Here is a 21265-nt window from a genome sequence, read left to right on the forward strand (position 1 = left end):
CCGACGATGTTGATCCTGCGCGGCGCTCCTGCCCTTTCTGCCTTTCGCCACGGTAAATTACTCGAGCAACTGAGCCAGAAGGTCCCCGCTGTTACTGGCCTGTATGCTGAATTCGCCCACTTCGCCGAAGTCGAAGGCGAGCTGGCCAGCGACGACCGGCAAGTCCTTGCCCGTCTGCTCAAGTACGGTCCCAGCGTTCCCGTTCAGGAGCCCACCGGGCGGCTGTTCCTGGTGCTGCCGCGCTTCGGTACGATTTCGCCGTGGTCGAGCAAGGCCAGCGATATCGCGCACAACTGCGGCCTGACCCAGATTCAGCGTCTGGAGCGCGGCATTGCCTTTTATGTGTCTGGTGATTTCAGCGAAGCCGAAGCCGAGCTGATCGGTGCCGTCCTGCACGATCGCATGACCCAGGTGGTGCTGGCCCGTCTGGAAGACGCCGCCGGCTTGTTCCGTCACGCCGAACCCAAGCCACTCACCGCCGTGGATATCCTGGGTGGCGGTCGTGCCGCGCTGGAACGGGCCAACGTCGAGCTGGGCCTGGCCCTGGCCGAAGACGAAATCGACTACCTGGTCAGCAGCTTCCAGGGGCTGGCGCGCAATCCGCACGACATCGAGCTGATGATGTTCGCCCAGGCCAACTCCGAGCACTGCCGCCACAAGATATTCAACGCCAGTTGGGACATCGACGGTCAGAGCCAGGAAAAAAGCCTGTTCGGCATGATCAAGAACACCTATCAGATGCACAGCGAAGGCGTGCTGTCAGCCTACAAGGACAACGCTTCGGTCATCGTCGGCAGCGTCGCCGGGCGTTTCTTCCCGAACCCTGAAACCCGCCAGTACGGCGCGGTGCAGGAGCCGGTGCACATCCTGATGAAGGTGGAAACCCATAACCACCCGACGGCGATCGCGCCCTTTCCGGGCGCCTCCACCGGCTCCGGCGGCGAGATCCGCGATGAAGGCGCGACCGGCCGCGGCGCCAAGCCCAAGGCTGGCCTGACCGGTTTCACCGTGTCCAACCTGAACATTCCCGGTTTCGAACAGCCGTGGGAAAAACCCTACGGCAAGCCCGAGCGCATCGTCACCGCGCTGGACATCATGATCGACGGCCCGCTGGGCGGCGCGGCGTTCAACAACGAATTCGGTCGCCCGGCCCTGACTGGCTATTTCCGCACGTTCGAGCAGCGCATCGACACCCCCCACGGTGAAGAAGTGCGCGGCTACCACAAGCCGATCATGCTCGCCGGCGGGATGGGCAACATCCGCGCCGAACACGTGCAGAAAGGCGAGATCACCGTCGGTTCCAAACTGATCGTGCTCGGTGGTCCTGCCATGCTCATCGGCCTGGGCGGCGGCGCTGCTTCCTCCATGGCCACCGGCACCAGCTCGGCGGACCTGGACTTCGCTTCGGTACAGCGCGAAAACCCGGAGATGGAGCGTCGCTGCCAGGAAGTCATCGACCGTTGCTGGCAGCTGGGCGACAGGAATCCCATCAGCTTCATCCACGACGTAGGTGCGGGCGGCCTGTCCAACGCATTCCCCGAACTGGTCAACGACGGTGGCCGTGGCGGCCGCTTCGAGCTGCGCAACGTGCCCAACGACGAGCCGGGCATGGCCCCGCTGGAAATCTGGAGCAACGAATCCCAGGAACGCTACGTGCTGGCCGTGGACGCCGCCGACTTCGAGCGTTTCCAGGCCATCTGCGAGCGCGAGCGCTGCCCGTTCGCCGTCGTCGGCGAGGCCACTGCCGAGCCGCAATTGACCGTCACCGACAGCCACTTCGGCAACAACCCGGTCGACATGCCGCTCGAAGTGCTGCTGGGCAAGGCGCCGCGCATGCACCGCAGTGCCGTGCGCGAGCAGGAGCTGGGCGATGACTTCGATCCGGCCCAGCTGGACCTGGCCGACTGCATCGAACGCGTCCTGCATCACCCTGCGGTGGCCAGCAAGAGCTTTCTGATCACCATTGGCGACCGCACCATCACCGGCCTGGTGGCACGCGACCAGATGGTCGGCCCGTGGCAGGTACCGGTGGCCGATGTCGCCGTCACCGCCACCAGCTTCGACGTCTACAGCGGCGAGGCCATGGCCATGGGCGAACGCACGCCGCTGGCGCTGCTCGACGCCCCGGCTTCGGCACGCATGGCGGTCGGTGAAACCCTGACCAACATCGCCGCGTCCAGCATCGCGAAAATCTCCGACATCAAGCTGTCCGCCAACTGGATGTCCGCTGCTGGCCATCCGGGCGAAGACGCGCGTCTGTACGATGCCGTGCAAGCGGTTGGCATGCAGCTGTGCCCCGAGCTGGGCATCACCATTCCGGTCGGCAAGGACTCCATGTCCATGAAGACCCAGTGGAGCGAAGAGGGCACCGACAAGAGCGTGACCTCGCCGATGTCGCTGATCATCACCGGCTTCGCGCCCGTGGTCGACATTCGCAAGACCCTGACTCCGCAACTGCGCATGGACAAGGGTGAAACCGACCTGATCCTCATCGACCTGGGGCGTGGCCAGAACCGCATGGGCGCCTCGATCCTGGCCCAGGCACACGGCAAGTTGGCCAGCCGCGCGCCGGACGTCGACGATGCCGAGGACCTCAAGGCGTTCTTCGCCGTGATCCAGGGCCTCAACGCCGACGGCCACTTGCTGGCCTACCATGACCGTTCCGACGGTGGCCTGCTGGCCAGCACGGTGGAAATGGCCTTCGCCGGTCACTGCGGTCTCAACCTGCAACTGGCCACCGTGGCGCACAGCCGCGAGGAAATCGCGGCTGTGCTGTTCAACGAGGAACTGGGCGCGCTCATCCAGGTGCGTCAGGACGCTACGCCGATGATCCTCGCGCAGTTCAGCGCCGCTGGCCTGGGCAACGACTGCGTGGCGGTGGTCGGCCAGCCGATCAACAACGGCGCGGTGAACATTCGCTACCACGACGACGTGTTGTTCAGCGGCGAACGCCGCCTGCTGCAACGCCAGTGGGCCGAGACCAGCTACCAGATCCAGCGTCTGCGTGACAACGCTGCCGGTGCCGATCAGGAGTTCGACGCGCTGCTCGAAGAAGACAATCCAGGGCTGAGCTTCAACCTCAGCTTCGACGTCAACGAAGACATCGCCGCCCCGTACATCAAGAAAAACGTACGCCCACAGGTGGCCGTGCTGCGCGAGCAGGGCGTCAACGGCCAGGTCGAAATGGCTGCGGCCTTCGACCGCGCCGGCTTCAATGCCATCGACGTGCACATGAGCGACATCCTCGCCGGACGTGTCGACCTGAACGAGTTCAAGGGACTGGTCGCCTGTGGCGGTTTCTCCTACGGCGACGTCCTGGGTGCCGGTGAAGGGTGGGCCAAGTCGGCACTGTTCAACGCCCGTGCCCGTGATGCCTTCCAGCAGTACTTCGAGCGCAGCGACAGCTTCACCCTCGGCGTGTGCAACGGCTGCCAGATGATGTCCAATCTGCACGAGTTGATTCCAGGCAGCGAGTTCTGGCCGCACTTCGTGCGCAACCGGTCCGAGCAGTTCGAGGCGCGGGTTGCCATGGTCCAGGTGCAGGAGTCCAACTCGATCTTCCTGCAGGGCATGGCCGGTTCGCGCATGCCGATCGCCATCGCCCACGGTGAGGGTCATGCCGAATTCGCCACCGCGGACGCCTTGGTGCAAGCCGATGTGTCGGGCTGCGTGGCGCTGCGCTTCGTCGACAACCACGGCAAGGTCACCGAGCAGTACCCGGCCAACCCGAACGGCTCGCCGCGCGGGATCACCGGATTGACCAGCCGCGACGGCCGCGTGACCATCATGATGCCGCACCCGGAGCGGGTATTCCGTGCTGTGCAGAACTCCTGGAAGCCTGAGGAGTGGAACGAGGACGGCGCCTGGATGCGCATGTTCCGCAATGCCCGCGTGTGGGTGAACTGACAGGTCGGTGAACCAGCAGATGTTCAAACTGGCCTTCTTCGTTCCCGACAGCCATGTCGAAGCCGTCAAGAGCGCCGTATTCGCCGCCGGTGGCGGTCGCATCGGTGCTTACGACAACTGCGCATGGCAGGTGTTGGGGCACGGTCAGTTTCGGCCCTGTGATGGCAGCCAGCCATTTCTGGGTCAGGCCGATACACTGGAAAAGGTCGAAGAGTGGAAGGTCGAGCTGGTAGTGGCCGATTCACTCATCGAACCGGTGGTCCAGGCATTGCGCCTGGCCCACCCGTATGAAACCCCTGCCTTCGAAGTGTGGCGACTGCACGATCTGTGAGTCGCCACGTTCCCCTCAGCGGATGCGTACCTGCTCATACAACCGCTTGACCGCCTCCAGGCCTGTGTTGCCCGTGGCTAGCTTGTGGCTGGTCTGCAGTTCATGGGCGCCTGCTGCCATTGCGTGAGTCGTGCCTCGGGCAACTTTGAGGCTCATGGGCTCGCTGCTGAACATTCCGGATTGTTCGCTCACGCCCGTTTTGTCGGTGCGGGTGAACTCGAAATTGGCCTGTTCGACTTCGCCTTTGCCAGCGTTTGGCTGCTGCGCCAGAGCTTCCTTGACCGGCGAATTCCACTTGCCGCCCAGCGCTGCCACTTCATTGAGCATTGTGCCTGGAGCCGTGCCTTCGGCCAGCACGACACGCCCCTCGACACCGAGGATTTGCGTGCTGTCGGCGCGATGAGTGATCGCCAGCTTGCCCTTGACGTTGCCGCTCAGGTTGTCGGCCTGCAGACGTGCGCCATCCAGACGTGCATCCATCTGGCTATCGAGCCTGAGCGTCGCAGCTCGCAGTTGCGCATTGTGCTGTGTCTGCTGCTGCTCGTTGCGGTAGCTGAGGCCAAGAGCCGGTTTGAGCGGATCACTGGCATCGGCGCTCAGTTGCTTGCGGTCCGATTGACGCTGGTCGCTGGCGCTTTCCAGATAGACACCGCCTGCGGTGGCCGCCAGCTTCATGCTGGCTGCGTCGGCCTGGACACCCTGCAGGTGCAGGGCGCGTGCCTTGCGAGCGCCGGCCTGCAGCGCCATGTCGCCCTTTACCTGCCACTGATTGCCGTGCTGATGTTGCGTGCTTTCGTCTCGTTGACCGAAGGTATGCAGACCTTCGGCACTCCTGGATTCACCACCACCCTTGAGGGTTGTCTTGTCCACGGCCGCGAGGCTGGTGAGGGTGCCTCCCGCCGTCACCTTCAGACTGCCAGCGGGCTTGTCCGGCGTGCCTATGTCCACACCGTTGAGCTGCACATCGCCGCTGGCGCGCAGGATCACGTCGCCTGGCGCATCGATCCGCGCCTTGCTCGCCGTGCGTTGCTGGTAAGCGCCGTCCTTGCCCATGCGGTCGAGGGTGGCGTGGGCGGGGTTGAACGCCAGGTTGGCACCGGCGTCGATCTGCACCGCGCCTTGCGAGGTGCCGATGCGGGTGCCTTCGTAGCGACCACTGCCGGTCAGGCGGATGTCGATGCCTTCGGCCGCGCTCAGGCTGCCGGCCTTGGCTGTGCTGGTGGTTGCCGCGCCCGCCTGGACCTTGTGCATGGCCGCCTTCATCTCATGGCTGTCGGCATGGATGGCGATCTTGCCCAGGGTGCTGGCGTACTCGGTACCGGTATCAGCCAGTTTGCCGCTGACATCCAGCGATACCGTGCCACCCTGCAGGCGACTTGAGCCGGTGTTGACCATGGATGCCGCGTTGACCTTCAACAGGCCGCCGCTGTTGATCTCCGCACCCTGGCTGCGCACACCGTCGGCGAGCAGGCGCACATCGGCTTCGCTGGCCAGGCGTGCCGCGCCCAGATTGAGCTGACGGCCGGCTGCCAGGTGGATCTCGCCCGCTCCGCCGTGCAGTTCGGTGGGGGTCTGTGGCTTGCCGGCGCGCGCAGGTGCATGCAGCGTGAGGTCGCCGGCCGATTCGATACGGATGCCTTGACCGGCCGTGAGTCGAGCGCCTGGCATCTTGATACCCGCGCCTTCCTCACTGCTGACGATGCGGATGCGCTTGTCCGTGGCCATCGCGCCGAGCAGGTTGGCATCGATGAGTTTGGTCGTGCGCGTGCTGCCGATCACACCATTGCTGGCGTAGTCGACGACATTGCTGTCCAGCACCAGGTCGATATCGGCGCCCGCGGCCATTGGCCCGCTGCTGACGATACTGGGTGCTATCAGCGCCAGGCTGCCGGCCGGGTTGCTGACACCGCCGCTGTCGACACGCAGCAACTCGTCGGTGGCCTGCGTATCGAACGTTGTCAGTCGACCGTCCTGGACGGTGGCCGCACCGACCACGAAGGTGGCTCGTGGCGCGTTGACCAGGCTTGCGCCGTTGAGCGTGATGCCATTCGGGTTGGCCAGGACATAGTCTGCCGCCGCGCCGAAAACCACTTGCGGGCCGTTGATGTTGGAACGGTTGTGGCCGACCACCTCGTTGAGGATGGTGCTGGCGGCCGTGCCGCCCAGTTGTGGATTGGCCTTCAGCTCGCCGGCCATTTCACTCTTTCCTGCCACCAGGCTGTTGTTGAGCACCAGGCCCTGGGTGCCGACGTTGTATTCGCTGTAGACGTTGTGCGAAAGGCCGTTGGCATTGGGCGCAACGATGTCGATGACCGGTACTTTGTACTGGCCGTTGATGATTGGCGCCGTTTCGCCACCCGCGAACGCGGTCAGGCCATCGGCCCAGGCAGGGGAGCAGGGCACCAGCAGCGCGCTGGCGATGGCCAGCGGCAGCGAGCGCAGGGTCAGGTGGCGCAATTGTTCCATGGTATGAGGCATCGAGGTCTTTCCTTAGGTCCAGGATTGGCTGTGCATCGACCTGGGGGCCGATGCACGAGAGCTACCTTAGGAAGGGTGGGGCGGACGCGATAGCGGCAGCGCGCGCGGCCCATCGTAGGATGCGGCCCAAACGGATGTCGGGCCGGCGGAGAGTCATGCTCAGAGCGCGAGTTTTTCCACGCCCCCTGTCAGATACTGAGTGCGGTTGTGCCCGCCGGCGCGGAACAGCCCGGTATCGATCATCACCTCTTCGGGCTTGTCCTTCTGCAGATGGCTGTACAGGTCCTTGATCGCACCCAGTGACGGCGTCAGCGCCAGCAGGGAGACCGTTACCAGCCGGTCGCGAGCAGTCAGGTCAGTGGTCTGCATCGAGTTCGGGTGCGGGTGCAGCGCAGTGCCGCTGGTCTGCAATTGTGCGCCGACCAACTGGGTTGTCCCAAGGACCTCCAGGCCCAGTGTGTCGCGGCCATTGAGTACGGTACTCTGGGCCACGGTATCGCGCAGTTCGCGACGCATTTCGAAGCCCAGCTTGGCCGAGACATCGGTTGAGTAGGCGGCATTCAACTGGTCCAGGCGCTGCTTGCCCTTGCTTCCCCACTCGCCTGCCAGCTTTGCCAGGCTGCCGATCGCGCCCCACGGATCGCCACCCTTGCCGACTTCGGCCTCGGCATTGACCTTGGTCGCGTCAACGTTGTCCCTGACGCTGACTGCCCGCAGGCTGCCCACCGAACCGCTTATTGTGCCGGCATGCACTTGCGCGCCGCCCAGCAACAGCTCGCCCGGGCTGTTGTATTCCACTGTGCCCGCGGTGAGCCTGGCGTTGGCATAGGTGTCGCTCTTGAGCTTGTCGTAGTCGAGCTTGAACTGAACGTTGAACTCATCGAGTGCGTAGGACGGCCTCGCGCCGCCTGAATGGCCACCGAGGCTGAAGGTGGCGGAAATCAGCTTGTTGTCGCGCTCGCTGGTCGACCGCGCGGCGATCACGGCGATACCCCCCTTGCGTGCGTCCAGCTTGATCCGGTCGGCCGTGGCGTGCAGGCCTTCGAGCAGTATCGCTGCCGCATGGTCACTGCCTGCCGTGACCGCCATGTCGTTGAGCACATGCCACTGTGCGCCGCGACGCAGTGCCGAATCCTCCGCAGTCTGACCGAATTCGAAGCCTGCGCTGCCTGCCACCGGCAAGCCGCCTGTCGATGGCCTGGCGCTGACCTTGAGCGAACCGCTGCCGCCATAGACATTGCCTTGGGCCCTGGCAGTGTCGATGCCGGCCAGTGCCACGACACTCTGGCCAGCGTCGATCGACAGGCTGCCCACCGGCGTCTGTTGCGAGCCGATGGCAGTGCCCTGCAGCATCACGTTGCCTTGCGCGCTCAATGTAACGGCGCCGGGGGTGTCCAGCCTGGCGCCGACGGCGAAGGTCTGGGTACTGTCGAGTACGGTGTATTGCCCGCTGCCGCCGATGGCGCCACCCTGAACCACAGGGGCTGGTGCGACCACCCCATTGAGCTGCGCTGCGCCCCGCCCGCGCGTGCCATCGTCATGCTTGACGATACTATTGCCGGCTTGGAGGAACTGCAGGTTACCGCCGCTTTGAATATGGAGTGGCCCCTCGGCGCTGCGCATGAGGGTGCCTTCGTAAAGGCCATCGGTGCCCAGCTGGATACGGATGCCGTTGTTGCCGAGCAGACTGCCGACTACCGCCGTATCCACCGTCTTGTACTGTGCGCTGCTGTGACCGCGGGCTGCGGCGCCCATGGCCCAGTCGGCGCCGGTCGAGGTTTCCAGCCTGGCAATGGCATCCACCCCCAACGCGTCGATTGCGCTACGCACGCTGTTTCTGGCAGCGTCCATGACATGCCTGTCCGCGCTCAGCGCGATGGCGCCGATCGTGCTTTCGTACTGGGTACCGATGTCGTGCAGCTTGCCGGTCACAGCGATATCGAGCTCACCCCCCTTGAACTGCGACACCCGGGCAATGTGCGTCAGCGACTGGGTATTGCGGTCCAGGTAGTCACCCTTGAGATTGATGCCCACGCTCCACGGCAGCAGGCCATCCTCCAGGCCACTGGCATACAGGCTGGTCTGGTCGACCCCGCTCCACAGCTTCTGTACCTGACGGGTAATGGCGCCGTAGTCCAGCGAGCTGCCCGCACTGAGCTTGATCTTGTTGTAGTCCAGGGCGGTCTTGGTGCTGTCGGTAACGGCCTGATTGTGGACACGGTCGGCGCGCACCTTCAACAACTGGCCTGCTTCCACCTGCGCTGCCTGGGTGGTCAGTGCCTTCGCGGTCAGGCGTACGTCGTTGCCGGCCTTGATCGAGCTGCGCGTGTGTACGTTCTCGCTGCGGCCGTCGGTGTCGGTCTGCAAGGCGAAAGCGGCGCCGGTACCGAAACGGTCAACGCCCGCAGTGATCTCGTAACCCACCGTTCTTCCGGTTTCCTGGTTGCGGAAACTGCGTTGCGCCTCGGTGGCCAGAATGCGCATGTCATCGGCATCGAGCAGCACGTTCTGTTCGGCTTGTACCGACGAGCCGACGATGGCCAGGCCCTGCCCGGCCTCGAGTGCGACGTTACCGCCCTTGAGCTGGCTGGCTTGATGCGTGTTCAGCCGGGCGGTGTCCAGCGTCCACTGTTGGCGCATCCCGGCACCGGCGTCCCACTGCCCGGCAGATCCCTGTGCGTCGCCTGGCTGGCCGGAGCCTGGCGTGGTCTGTTCGCCGAAAACGGTCAGTTTCCAGTCCTTGCCCTTGAGGGTGGATTCGCTGCTCTGCTGGCCGGCAGCGACCATCAGGTTGCGCTCGGCCTTGACCGTCAGATCGCCAGCGGTGGCAAGGCTCGAGCCCACGATCAGGGTGTCGCGCTTGCCGTCCAGAAGCAGGGCGCCACTGGCGCTGAGGGAGCTGCCTTGATAGGTACTTTGCCTGCGGTCGTAACGGCGGTCGGACGCGCTGAACAGCGCGGTGTCCTGGCGCGCATTCTCGATACGCTGGTGGGCTTGGGCACCTTGTACCCTGAGGTCTTGCGCAAGGCTTCGCAGGTCAATGTCCCGGGCCTCCAGCTGCGCGGCTATCAGGTCCACGCGATCGGCCTGGGCGGCGAGCTTGCCATTGCCTGCGGCAAGCCGGCTGCCGCGGTGGTCCAGGGTCTGCTCGCGGTCGTGCAGTTCGGTCGCCGAACGGCGGACGATCACGTGGCCCTCGCGACTGTCCTGCGCAACCGAGCCATGCAGAACGACGGTACCGATCTCCACCGCTTCGGTTGCTGCGAGGTTGAGGTCGCTGCGACTGTTCAAGTCGCTGCCCATGACTGTTATTGCCCGTCCCGTGAGGCTGATCGATTGGCCGTCGATCAACGTCGAGGCTGCGCTCTGAGTGGTCTGGGTGGCCGTGCTGTCCAAGCGTTGAGGGCCCTGGCGTTGGTTGCTGACGGTGACGCGGTCAAGCCTGCGGTCGACATTGGCGGTCAGCTCCAGCGTATTGCCCGCGCCAATGTCTACGTCGCCGAAGCTGTTGACGTGGGTGGTGGCGAGCCTGGCATCGTTGCCCGCAGTCAGGGTCACGGACTGCGTGGCGTTCAGGGCATTCGCCAGATGCTCGGTATGCGTCATCTCGACGGTGGTAGTGGTCGCCCCTGCCGGCAGGATGTACCAGTCGTTCTCCACACCGCTCCTGCGGCTGGATTCGACGGTGCGGGTCAACGTATCCAGGTTCAGATCGGCACCGGCGTCGGCGCTGATCGACGCGCCACTGATCGCCACCGACTTGATGTTCAGGTTCGCTGCCGAGCTCAGCCGCACATCGCCAGCGCCGGCGTCGAGTACACCCTGCGTGGCCAAGCCATCGCGCTTGGCGGTGCTGATCATGTTCAGTGCGCCCTGCGAAGCGATCTCGATGCCTTCACGCGCTGCGGTCCGACTGATGCCCATGTTGATGCCGGCACCTTCGCGGGTGCTCAGAATATTGATGCGATTGGCGTGCATGGCGCCCATCAGGCGCGCGTCGGTACTGAACGCGTTCTGCTGGACGTGGCTGACCTTCAGATCGCTGGCATCGACCTTGTGTGTGCCCAACAGAATGTCGAGCTTCTGCGCTGCGCTGATCGGCCCGCGCTGGTCGATCGTGGGGGAGATCAAAGCCAGCGAACCGCCGTTCACGGTCACCCCGCGGGTGTCTACCTTCAGCGCGGTGCGTGGGTCGATACCACCGTCGGTATTGAGCCCGGTGATCCTGCCGTTCTCGATCTGCGGCCGGCCGACCAGAAAGGTCGCCTGTTTGTCCATTTGCAGGTTGATCCGTGCGCCATTGAGCGAAATCCCGTTGGGGTTGCTCAGTACATAGTCGGCCGCTTGGCCGAAGATCACTTGTTCACCGTTGATGTCGGAGCGGCGTCGGCCGATCACTTCGTTGAGAATGGTGCTTGCCGCCTGGCCCTTGAACTGGCCGTTGGCCCGCACATTCAAGAATTCGCCGGCGACGTGCGCACGGCCGGCCTGCAGGCTGTTGTTCAGTACCACGCCGGGGACACCGACGTTGTATTGCTCGTAGCGGTTGTGCGAAAGACCGGCGGCATTGGGCGCCACGATGTCGACGATCGAGGCGGCACCGGCATTGGTCATGACGATCGGTTTGGCACCCGGCTCGAAGGCCGGCTGGATGACGTCGGCGCTGGCCATGTAAGGCGCCAGTACGACACCGGCGATTGCCAGGCGCAAGGCGTCGCGCTGAACACAACGTGATGGTTTGGTCATGGGGATATCTACCTGTTTTTCAGAAGACTTGCGAAAGCCCGAAGGTCCAGAAACCTGGTTCCGGCGAAGCGCTGGCACGCCGATGCAGGCCGCGCTGATAATCCAGAGTGATCTGGCCGTCTGCCCAGCTCAGGGTGGCCCCGGCGCTCAAGCCGATGGCGTGCTGGGTCTCGACCTGGTTGTACGTGTGCCGGCCCCAGCCAGAGTCCAGCCCCGCTTGGGGGGTCAGGTACAGGCCTTGGGCGAGTAGCTGCGAAGTGCTCAGGGTGTTGCGCAACGTGGCCCCCTTGGAGACCGGCTGGCTGTCCAGGCGATAGCCGCGCACGCTGGCGCTGCCGGCCAGGCGCATCTGCTCCAGGCTCGGTAGCGGGTCTGGGCTGTACTGCATGTCCAGTTCGCTGCTCCACGCCCAACGTCGATCGAGCAGATCGAACAGCGATCGGCGAGTGACGGTACCTCGGTATTTTTCGAAGTGCGGTTGCGGCGCGTCATGCCGCAGGGGTGTGCGATCGCCCCCCAGCCAACCCTGCCCGCGGGAGTAGCCGAGGGCGCCACTCCACACCGAATCACCCAGGTGAGTCAGGTTGAGCCCGACGCTGGCGACGCTCAGCGTGGTGCGACCGTTGCGTACGGTAGTGCCGTCGAACAGCAGGTCGGTACGGGTCTGGTCCAGGCGCAGGTGACCATTGAGCAGGGTCGTCTGGTTGCGCCACAGGCTGCGATCCAGCTTCAGGCCATAGCTGTCCAGGCTCTGCGCCACCTCATGGCGGTTGGGCAGCGGGGCGCGGGATTCGAAACGACTCGCCGAAGCGTTCAGGGTCCAGCGCCCGTAGGGTATTTCGTAGAACATCCCGCCTTGGCGGCTGCGGCCCGATCCACCGTCCAGGCTGTGGGCATAGCTGGCAGCCAGCGAATCATTGAGACGAAATGGGTTGTCCAGGCTCAGGCTCAGCTGTGCCTGGTGGCGCCCCGATGCATCGCTGCCACGGTTGTTCAGGCCGGTGCCCAGAGTCCAGGATTTGTGCGTGCCCTGTGGGCGCAGAACGATTCGCGTACCTCCCACCTGCTCGCCGGGAGCGATGTCCAGGATCAGGTCGACGGAGCGCAACCGGTTGAGCTGGTCCAGGCCACTTTCCACATCGGTGAGCTTGAGCGGGCGACCGATCATTCCAGGGAAAGCGCTGCCCAGTGCCAGGTCGTCACTGCCGTCGGCGATTTCGATGGATTCGATGAAGCCTTCGAGCATGGCGATGACCAGCTCGCCATCTGCTTCGGGCATGCGAGCGATATAGGGCCTGGCCGCGATATAGCCGGCCTTCACGTAGGCACCGGTCAAGGCCAGCAGCATCTGGTTGATGTCATCGACGCCGCTGCACGGCGCCACCCATGGCTGCAGGACACCTTGCAGCGCAGCGGTGTCCAGCAGCTGGTTGTCCTGCACGCGCACCGCGGACACCGGCCAGCACTCGCCATCACCTTGCTCGACCCGCTGCGGTGCGCGGCTGGCTGGCTCCGCCGCGTCTTCACGAAGGGTTTCCAGCCGTTGCGCCTGTTCGGCAGCGGCGCGCTCGTGGCGCTGGGTATCGAACTGACGCAGGATCTGGTCATTCAGCGGTTGCGCGCCGGTTTCGCCCAGCGCCATGGCGGGTGCGAAAAGCAGTGCGGATAACAGGCGGTCCTTGCGGAAAATCGTCATTGCAGCCCAGCCCCAATCGTCGACCAATCAATAGGCGGCCACTTTAAGAGGGGGGACTTCCCAGGGAACGGGCAGGGGAGAGGGGTTGTTGGTAGGAAGAATCTGACAGACAGTAGGAAAGGGCGGATTCGAAAAAGGAACCAGTTGTAGGATGGTTCCTATGACAGCTGAAGGAAGGTCAAGGCTGGGTCGGTAAAGAGAACGCCGTGCTCACGGCCGGATCTCGATCATCGTGCCGTCCTTGACCAGGCTCCACACCTCCCGCATGTCGTCGTTCTTCATGGCGATACAGCCATCGGTCCAGTCCAGGGTGGCGAAGTACCATTCCGGGTACTCCTCGTCGATCGGCGTGCCGTGGATCATGATCATGCTGCCCGGTGGAACGCCCTCGCGGCGGGCGCGGGCCGAGTCGCTGATGTTGGGATAGGAAACGTGCATCGCCAGGTTGAAGCGATCGCTGACCTTGCGCCAGTCGAGCCAGTAGAAGCCCTCGGGCGTGCGCTTGTCGCCCTCGCGCGCCTTCGCGCCCTGGGGTTGCTTGCCCAGCGAGATGCGGTAACTCTTGAGCGGCTCGCCGCCGCTGATCAACTGCAATTGACGACTGGTCTTGAGCACCAGCACCTTGTCGATCGGGTCCACGCCCAGGCGCTTGCTCGATTGCACCGCAGGGGCGATCTGGTCGACCGGCTTGCGTTCAACTGTAACGGTGAAGGCAGCCTGGGCGCTCACGGCGAAGCACAGGCAGAACAGGGCGGTCAGGCAACGCATCTATGGAATATTCCTGCAGTGGAAACGCGCCGCTGGCGCCGGTGCGATGGGTCAGGTCTGTGGCCAGCGCGCGAGCAGCGGCCCCAGGCACTCGTTGCGAACCGGGTAGCTGTGCTCCAGCCGGTCGGCGAAAAAGTATTCTAAGGTACGGCCGACGGTGGGGAAAGCCAGCTCCGCCCAAGGGATCTGATTTTGCGCGAACAAGCCCACTTCCAGGCTTTCCTCGCCCACGGCAAACGAAGGCTCGGACATTTCGGCTCGGTAGAACACCTGCACCTGGCTGATGTGCGGCAGATCGAACACGGTGTACAACGCAAGGTTGGTCACCTGTGCGCAGGCTTCTTCGACGGTTTCCCGGCTGGCAGCCTGTTGCAGCGTTTCGCCGTTTTCCATGAAGCCTGCCGGCAGGGTCCAGAAACCACGGCGCGGCTCGATGGCCCGGCGGCACAGCAAGACCTGGTCCTGCCACACGGCGATGCAGCCCGCGACCACTTTGGGGTTCTGGTAATGGACGAGGTGGCAATGCCCGCAGACGAATCGGGGGCGAGTATCGCCGGTGGGGATGCGCAGGGTTACCGGGTTGCCGCAATGGCTGCAGAAATTCATGCTCAGATCCTTGATGGCTGCCGCTATCTTGGCCGTAGTACCGAGGTGCCGCAAGCCTGCGGCACGGCAAATCGAGCTTGGGCTGCCAGCGGCTTTTGGTGCATCATGCCAGCAGGCCACGGATCGAGAAACGCCATGCTGGACGAGCTACTTCGCCGAGTGAGCAACCATACGCCACGCACACTGGAAACCGACAGCCGTTTTCCCGAAGCGGCCGTGTTGCTGCCTATCACCCGCAGCGACGAGCCCGAGCTGGTACTGACACTGCGCGCCTCGGGGCTCTCGACCCATGGTGGCGAAGTGGCTTTCCCCGGCGGACGCCGCGACCCGCAAGACCCTGACCTGATATTCACCGCTCTGCGCGAAGCCGAAGAGGAAATCGGCCTGCCGCCCGGGCTGGTGGAAATCATCGGTCCGCTCAGCCCGCTGGTGTCCAAGCACGGGCTCAAGGTCACGCCATTCGTGGGCATCATTCCCGACTATGTCGAATACCGACCCAACGATGCCGAAATCGCCGCGGTGTTTTCCGTGCCGCTGGAGTTCTTTCGGCAGGACCCGCGCGAGCACACCCACCGCATCGATTACCAGGGCCGCAGCTGGTACGTGCCCAGCTATCGCTTCGGCGAGTACAAGATATGGGGATTGTCGGCGATCATGATCGTCGAACTCGTCAACCTGATGTATGACGCCCGGATCAGCCTGCATCGGCCTCCCGAGCATTACACCGCCATCTGACCGCCATCTGAACGTAGTGCGGCCGGGTGCCGTGCCGACCATTGCCGCGTCGAGGAGATCACATGAAATACCGTCTGGGCGACTCGCGCGTCGAAACCCATCCCGACAGCTGGGTCGCACCCAATGCCACCCTCATCGGCAAGGTGCGCCTGCAGGCCGGGGCCAGCGTGTGGTTCGGCGCCGTGCTGCGCGGCGACAACGAGCTGATCGACATCGGCGAGCACAGCAACGTGCAGGACGGCACCGTGATGCATACCGATGCCGGCGTGCCGCTGACCATCGGTCGCGGCGTGACCATTGGCCACAATGCCATGCTGCATGGCTGCACTGTGGACGACTTCAGCCTGATCGGGATCAACGCCGTCATTCTCAACGGCGCCAGGATCGGCAAGCACTGCATCATCGGCGCCAACTCGCTGATTGCCGAGGGTAAGGAAATTCCCGATGGATCGCTGGTCATGGGCTCGCCGGGCAAGGTCGTGCGCGAGCTGAGCGAAGCCCAGAAGCGCATGCTCGAAGCCAGCGCCGCGCACTATGTGCACAATGCCCAGCGCTATGCTCGCGAACTGATCGAGCAGGACTCGTGAATTCTCTGCCCAAGCCGGTCAAGTCTCCGTGCATCAGTGTCTGCGCCCTGGATGAGCAGGATGTGTGCACGGGCTGCCAGCGCACCGCCGCGGAAATTACCCAGTGGGGGCGCATGAGCGACGACCAGCGCCGCGCCGTGCTGCGCCTCGCCCATGAGCGAGCCGTGGCCCAGGGCCTGGTATTTGCGGGCGGCTGATCCAGCCCTTGCCTGTGGGCGGCGAGACTGGCGCACGCAAAGCCGCGTTGAGTTAAAATGCCCGCCCCTGTCGGGTCGGCCTGCGTGCTGCCCCTCGATCCAGACGATTCCCTGAGGACCTGAAATGACCCGTATCGGAACCCCCCTGTCGCCGACCGCGACCCGCGTACTGCTGTGCGGCTGCGGCGAGCTGGGCAAGGAAGTGGTGATCGAGCTGCAACGCCTGGGCGTCGAAGTCATCGCCGTAGACCGTTACGCCGATGCGCCGGCCATGCAAGTGGCCCATCGCAGCCACGTCATCAACATGCTCGATGGCGCTGCCTTGCGGTCGGTCATCGAAGCGGAAAAACCGCACTACATCGTGCCCGAGATCGAGGCCATCGCCACCGCCACGCTGGTGGAGCTGGAGTCCGAAGGCTTCACCGTGGTGCCGACTGCGCGCGCAGCCCAGCTGACCATGAACCGCGAGGGCATTCGCCGCCTGGCCGCCGAAGAGCTGGACCTGCCGACCTCGCCGTACCATTTTGCCGACACCTTCGAAGACTACGCACGGGCCGTGCAGGATCTGGGTTTCCCGTGCGTGGTCAAGCCGGTCATGAGCTCTTCGGGCAAGGGCCAGAGCCTGCTGCGCTCGGCGGCCGATGTGCAGGAAGCGTGGGACTATGCCCAGGAGGGCGGGCGCGCCGGCAAGGGCCGTGTCATCATCGAAGGTTTCATCGACTTCGACTACGAGATCACCTTGCTGACCGTCCGCCACGTTGGCGGGACGACGTTCTGCGCACCGGTTGGCCACCGGCAGGAGAAGGGCGACTATCAAGAGTCCTGGCAGCCCCAGGCGATGAGCCCGGTGGCCCTGGCCGAGTCGGAGCGGGTGGCGCGTGCAGTGACTGAAGCCCTGGGTGGGCGCGGCCTGTTCGGCGTCGAACTGTTCATCAAGGGTGATCAGGTGTGGTTCAGCGAGGTCTCGCCGCGTCCGCACGATACCGGCCTGGTCACCCTGATTTCCCAGGATCTGTCCCAGTTCGCCTTGCACGCACGCGCCATTCTCGGGTTGCCGATCCCGCTGGTCCGGCAGTTCGGGCCATCCGCCTCGGCGGTGATCCTGGTCGAAGGCAACTCTCGCCAGACCGCCTTCGACAACCTCGGCGCGGCACTGGCCGAACCGGATACGGCGCTGCGTCTGTTCGGCAAGCCCGAGGTCAATGGGCAACGGCGCATGGGCGTGGCCCTGGCCCGCGACGAATCGATCGAGGCAGCCCGGGCCAAGGCCACGCGCGCCTCGCAAGCGGTCAAGGTCGAACTGTAAGGTCTGAGTCGACCGGTGCCTGCCGAGCGGCGGCGCCGGTTTTGCGAGGGTGCGACACCGCCGTCACGCCGCTGGCAGGCTGCTCGCGTGCCATATAAGCACCCGTGACGCACGGTTTTCCTCGGTCTCGAGAATTTCCATGCGATAGCGTCCGATCTTCAGGCACACCGCGCTGGCGGGGATGCTTTCCAGCGCCTCGGTCACCAGGCCGTTCAAGGTCTTGGGGCCATCGCTGGGCAGGTGCCAGCCCAGGCTCTTGTTGATGTCGCGAATGGAGGCCTGGCCTTCGACCACGAAGCGGCCATCCAGCTGCGGATGGATATGCGGATTGGCCAGCGCATCGTCGTCTTCGAACTCGCCGACGATCTCTTCCAGAATGTCTTCCAGGGTGACGATGCCCTGCACCTCGCCATATTCGTCGACGACGATGCCCAATCGGCGTTGCTGCTTGTGGAAATTCAGCAGCTGCATCTGCAGGGGCGTGCTTTCGGGCACGAAGTAAGCTTCATAGCAGGCGGCCAGCAAGGCCTCGATGGTGAGTTCGCGGTGCGGCAGCAGGTGGCTGATCTGGCGGGTATTGAGCACCCGTTCGACATGGTTGATGTCGTTGTGGAAGACCGGCAGGCGGGTATGGCGGCTGATCATCAGCTGGTCGATGATCTCGTCCAGCGAATCTTCCAGATTGATGCCGTCGATTTCGTTGCGCGGCACCAGGATGTCGTTGACGGTGATCTTGTCCAGCGCATGGATGCTGTTGGCCAGGTGCGGTTTGTTGCTGCGCGCTTCGGCGGCCAGTTCGTCCAGCACACTACGCGGTATGGCAGGCTCCTGCTGGGCGCCTTTGCCGGGTTCCTTGCGGGCGAACGGCACGACCAGCAGCCGCGCGGCGCCGTCCAGTAGCCATGCCAGCGGCCAGACCAGCTTGAGTGGCGGCGCCAGGAGGGCATTGGCCATGCCGATGAACGGCCGCGGGTAGCGCTGGGCAAGGCGGCGTGGCAGGTAGTCGGCCAGCACCAGCAGGGCGAGCATGGTGCCCAGGCCACCGAGCCAGGCGCCATGGGCGCCGCGCAGATAGATGCCAAGCGTTACCCCCAGGGTAACCGCCATGGCGCGGGCCAGGGTATTGAGCAGCACCAGGCTGGGCAGCGGCGCCTGCAGCGCCGGTCGATCGCCATTGCGCCCGGTAGGGCGCTGTGCGGCCAGCGTGTGCAGCGCGGCTTCCACTGCGCAAAGCAGCGCGGCGAGGAGAATTGCCAGCGCCAGCGCGCCGAGCATCGGCCCTAGGGGCAGAGTGTCCATGGGTGACCTGTCAGATGTGCAGAATGTATTCGCGAACCAGCTTGCTGCCGAAATAGGCCAGCATCAGCAGGCAGAAGCCGGCCAGCGTCCAGCGAATGGCCTTGTGCCCGCGCCAGCCCAGGCGATTGCGTCCCCACAGCAGCACGCTGAAAACGATCCAGGCCAGGCAGGCGAGCAGGGTCTTGTGCACCAGGTGTTGCGCGAACAGGTTCTCGACGAACACCCAGCCTGAAATCAGTGACAGCGACAGCAGTGCCCAGCCGGCCCAGATGAAACCGAACAGCAGGCTTTCCATGGTCTGCAGCGGCGGGAAATTCTTGATCAGCCCTGCCGGATGCTTGTGCTTGAGCTGGTGGTCCTGCAGCAACAGCAGCAACGACTGGAACACGGCGATAGTGAACATGCCATAGGCCAGGATGGACAGCAGGATGTGCGTGAGAATGCCTGGCTCTTCGTGGATCAGCGGTGCAGTCCCGCCGGGCGCGAACTGGGCGATCAGAATGGTCGCCAGGCCCAGGGGAAACAGCAGCACCAGCAGGTTTTCCACGGGTATCTGGCTGGTGGCCAGCAGGGTCAGGGCGATCACCGCCACGGCGATCAGGCTGGCCGCGCTGAAGAAGTCCAGGCTCAGCCCCAGGGGGGTGAGCAACTGCGAGAACAACGCGCAGCCGTGGGCAATCACGGCCAGGAAGCCGAACAGGTAGAGCACGCGCTTGTCAGCCTTGCCGCCTTGGCCGATACGGGTTGCCTGATAGGCAGTCGCAGCGGCGTACAGGCAGGCGGCGGCGAGGGTGGGGATTAGACTGGGTGACAAGGGGAGCATAGGTCCTGTGGAGCACAAGCCGGAAAGTGCCTGAGTTTGGCATCAAATGCCCGCCGACGAAAGACTGCATACCGCGCAGTGTCCGTGGCACCCACTCTTGGTTATAATCGCCGGCCTGCTCTTGCCGCCACAACCTCGGCTCAACCAGAGCCAGAAAGGATCGCGACATGTTTGAAAACCTTACAGACCGCCTCTCGCAGACGCTTCGCCACGTTACCGGCAAAGCCAAGCTGACCGAGGACAACATCAAAGACACCCTGCGCGAAGTGCGCATGGCGCTGCTCGAAGCCGACGTCGCCTTGCCGGTGGTGAAGGACTTCGTCAACAAGGTCAAGGAGCGTGCGGTCGGCACGGAGGTTTCGCGCAGCCTGACCCCAGGCCAGGCGTTCGTGAAGATCGTCCAGGCCGAGCTCGTCGAGATGATGGGCGCGGCCAACGAGGAACTGAGCCTGGCGGTGACCCCGCCGGCGGTCATCCTCATGGCCGGCCTGCAGGGTGCGGGCAAGACCACCACCGCCGGCAAGCTGGCGCGCTACCTCAAGGAGCGCAAGAAGAAGACGGTGATGGTGGTGTCGGCAGACGTCTACCGCCCGGCAGCCATCAAGCAGCTGGAAACCCTGGCCAACGATATCGGCGTGACCTTCTTCCCGTCGGACATCAGCCAGAAGCCCGTGGACATCGCCAACGCCGCGATCCGCGAGGCCAAGCTCAAGTTCATTGACGTGGTCATCCTCGACACCGCCGGGCGCCTGCACATCGACGCCGAGATGATGGGCGAGATCCAGCAGCTGCACGCGGCGGTCAAGCCTGCCGAAACCCTGTTTGTGGTCGACGCCATGACCGGCCAGGACGCAGCCAACACGGCCAAGGCCTTCGGTGATGCGCTGCCGCTCACCGGTGTGATCCTGACCAAGGTCGACGGCGACGCTCGCGGCGGTGCCGCACTGTCGGTGCGTGCCATCACCGGCAAGCCGATCAAGTTCATCGGCATGGGCGAGAAGAGCGAAGCGCTCGAGCCGTTCCACCCCGACCGCATCGCCTCGCGCATCCTGGGCATGGGCGACGTGCTCAGCCTGATCGAGCAAGCCGAGCAGTCGCTGGACAAGGACAAGGCCGACAAGCTGGCCAAGAAGCTGAAGAAGGGCAAGGGCTTCGACCTCGAAGACTTCCGCGACCAGCTCGTACAGATGAAGACCATGGGCGGCCTGGGCGGCCTGATGGACAAGCTGCCGAGCATCGGCGGTGTGAACCTCTCGCAGATGGGCAACGCCCAGAATGTCGCCGAGAAGCAGTTCAAGCAGATGGAAGCCATCATCAACTCCATGACCCCGGCCGAGCGCCGCGACCCCGAGGTGATCAGCGGCTCGCGCAAGCGTCGCATCGCCATGGGCTCGGGTACCCAGGTGCAGGACATCGGTCGCTTGATCAAGCAGCACAAGCAGATGCAGAAGATGATGAAGAAGTTCTCGACCAAGGGCGGCATGGCCAAGATGATGCGCGGTATGGGCGGCATGCTGCCCGGCGGCGGTGGCGGCATGCCCAAGATGTAACCCATTGCGTCGGTACGAGAACCCTGTGGGAGCCTGCTCCCACAAGCGCATCCCTCGTGCCGATGAATACCCTGGCCATGTGGCCAAACTCCGTTGCTTGCAACGGCTCATAGGCAAATCCTCGCTGCAAGCCTCGACCTATCGGAAAAAGGCATTTGCAAATGTCCGTGTATTCCTTGAGAATATGCGGCCTTTCGGGCACCCGTGTGCCCGCTGTGCATTATGATTTGCAGCACC

General features: G+C 64.2%; 14 protein-coding genes. 7 read left to right on the plus strand and 7 right to left on the minus strand.

What is annotated here, in order from left to right; all coding sequences use genetic code 11:
- The first annotated feature begins 6 nt into the window (after positions 1 to 6).
- Positions 7 to 3906, plus strand: a complete 3900-nt coding sequence (gene purL, locus IFT80_RS14085; RefSeq protein WP_192137757.1) for a phosphoribosylformylglycinamidine synthase — start codon at positions 7 to 9, stop codon at positions 3904 to 3906.
- A 19-nt stretch (positions 3907 to 3925) separates the two neighbouring features.
- The gene (locus tag IFT80_RS14090) at positions 3926 to 4237 is read left to right on the plus strand and encodes a Nif3-like dinuclear metal center hexameric protein (RefSeq protein WP_122475694.1); all 312 of its coding nucleotides are present in this window, start codon (positions 3926 to 3928) and stop codon (positions 4235 to 4237) included.
- Positions 4238 to 4252: 15 nt separating this feature from the next.
- Here the strand turns inward: IFT80_RS14090 and IFT80_RS14095 are convergent, their stop codons facing one another.
- From IFT80_RS14095 to IFT80_RS14115, 5 genes are all read right to left on the minus strand, one after another.
- Positions 4253 to 6715: a two-partner secretion domain-containing protein gene (locus IFT80_RS14095; RefSeq protein WP_192137758.1), complete on the minus strand. Its 2463-nt coding sequence runs from the start codon at positions 6713 to 6715 to the stop codon at positions 4253 to 4255.
- A gap of 159 nt (positions 6716 to 6874) precedes the next feature.
- Positions 6875 to 11461: a hemagglutinin repeat-containing protein gene (locus IFT80_RS14100; RefSeq protein WP_192137759.1), complete on the minus strand. Its 4587-nt coding sequence runs from the start codon at positions 11459 to 11461 to the stop codon at positions 6875 to 6877.
- Between the two features lie 19 nt (positions 11462 to 11480).
- On the minus strand, positions 11481 to 13157 hold the full coding sequence (locus tag IFT80_RS14105; protein WP_192137760.1) for a ShlB/FhaC/HecB family hemolysin secretion/activation protein: 1677 nt from the start codon (positions 13155 to 13157) through the stop codon (positions 11481 to 11483).
- Between the two features lie 210 nt (positions 13158 to 13367).
- Positions 13368 to 13925 (minus strand): L,D-transpeptidase family protein, encoded by a 558-nt coding sequence (locus IFT80_RS14110; protein WP_122475109.1) that lies wholly within the window; start codon positions 13923 to 13925, stop codon positions 13368 to 13370.
- A 51-nt stretch (positions 13926 to 13976) separates the two neighbouring features.
- Positions 13977 to 14531, minus strand: a complete 555-nt coding sequence (locus IFT80_RS14115; protein ID WP_122475107.1) for an NUDIX hydrolase — start codon at positions 14529 to 14531, stop codon at positions 13977 to 13979.
- Positions 14532 to 14666: 135 nt separating this feature from the next.
- Here IFT80_RS14115 and IFT80_RS14120 point away from each other — a divergent pair, with 135 nt between their 5' ends.
- From IFT80_RS14120 to purT, 4 genes are all read left to right on the plus strand, one after another.
- Entirely contained in the window at positions 14667 to 15266 is a 600-nt protein-coding gene (locus IFT80_RS14120) for a CoA pyrophosphatase (RefSeq protein WP_122475105.1), read from the plus strand.
- 62 nt (positions 15267 to 15328) lie between these two features.
- Positions 15329 to 15853 carry a gamma carbonic anhydrase family protein gene (locus IFT80_RS14125; RefSeq protein ID WP_122475104.1) on the plus strand — a complete coding sequence of 175 codons (525 nt, stop codon included), beginning with the start codon at positions 15329 to 15331 and terminating at the stop codon, positions 15851 to 15853.
- Positions 15850 to 16050, plus strand: coding sequence for a DUF1289 domain-containing protein (locus tag IFT80_RS14130; protein ID WP_192058661.1), 201 nt, complete (start codon positions 15850 to 15852; stop codon positions 16048 to 16050). Before IFT80_RS14125 ends, IFT80_RS14130 begins: the two co-directional genes overlap by 4 nt.
- 124 nt (positions 16051 to 16174) lie before the next feature.
- Positions 16175 to 17356: a formate-dependent phosphoribosylglycinamide formyltransferase gene (gene purT, locus IFT80_RS14135; protein ID WP_122475100.1), complete on the plus strand. Its 1182-nt coding sequence runs from the start codon at positions 16175 to 16177 to the stop codon at positions 17354 to 17356.
- A 63-nt stretch (positions 17357 to 17419) separates the two neighbouring features.
- Here the strand turns inward: purT and IFT80_RS14140 are convergent, their stop codons facing one another.
- On the minus strand, positions 17420 to 18655 hold the full coding sequence (locus tag IFT80_RS14140) for a transporter associated domain-containing protein (RefSeq protein ID WP_192137761.1): 1236 nt from the start codon (positions 18653 to 18655) through the stop codon (positions 17420 to 17422).
- 10 nt (positions 18656 to 18665) lie between these two features.
- Positions 18666 to 19478, minus strand: a complete 813-nt coding sequence (locus IFT80_RS14145) for a cytochrome C assembly family protein (RefSeq protein ID WP_122475097.1) — start codon at positions 19476 to 19478, stop codon at positions 18666 to 18668.
- A 167-nt stretch (positions 19479 to 19645) separates the two neighbouring features.
- Between IFT80_RS14145 and ffh the strand changes: the two genes are divergently transcribed.
- Complete coding sequence (gene ffh, locus IFT80_RS14150) at positions 19646 to 21028, plus strand: signal recognition particle protein (protein ID WP_122475095.1); 1383 nt, start codon at positions 19646 to 19648, stop codon at positions 21026 to 21028.
- Positions 21029 to 21265: the final 237 nt, after the last annotated feature.

It is taken from the genome of Pseudomonas sp. CFBP 8771, from assembly GCF_014841695.1.
GTDB classification, from domain to species: Bacteria; Pseudomonadota; Gammaproteobacteria; order Pseudomonadales; family Pseudomonadaceae; genus Aquipseudomonas; species Aquipseudomonas baltica.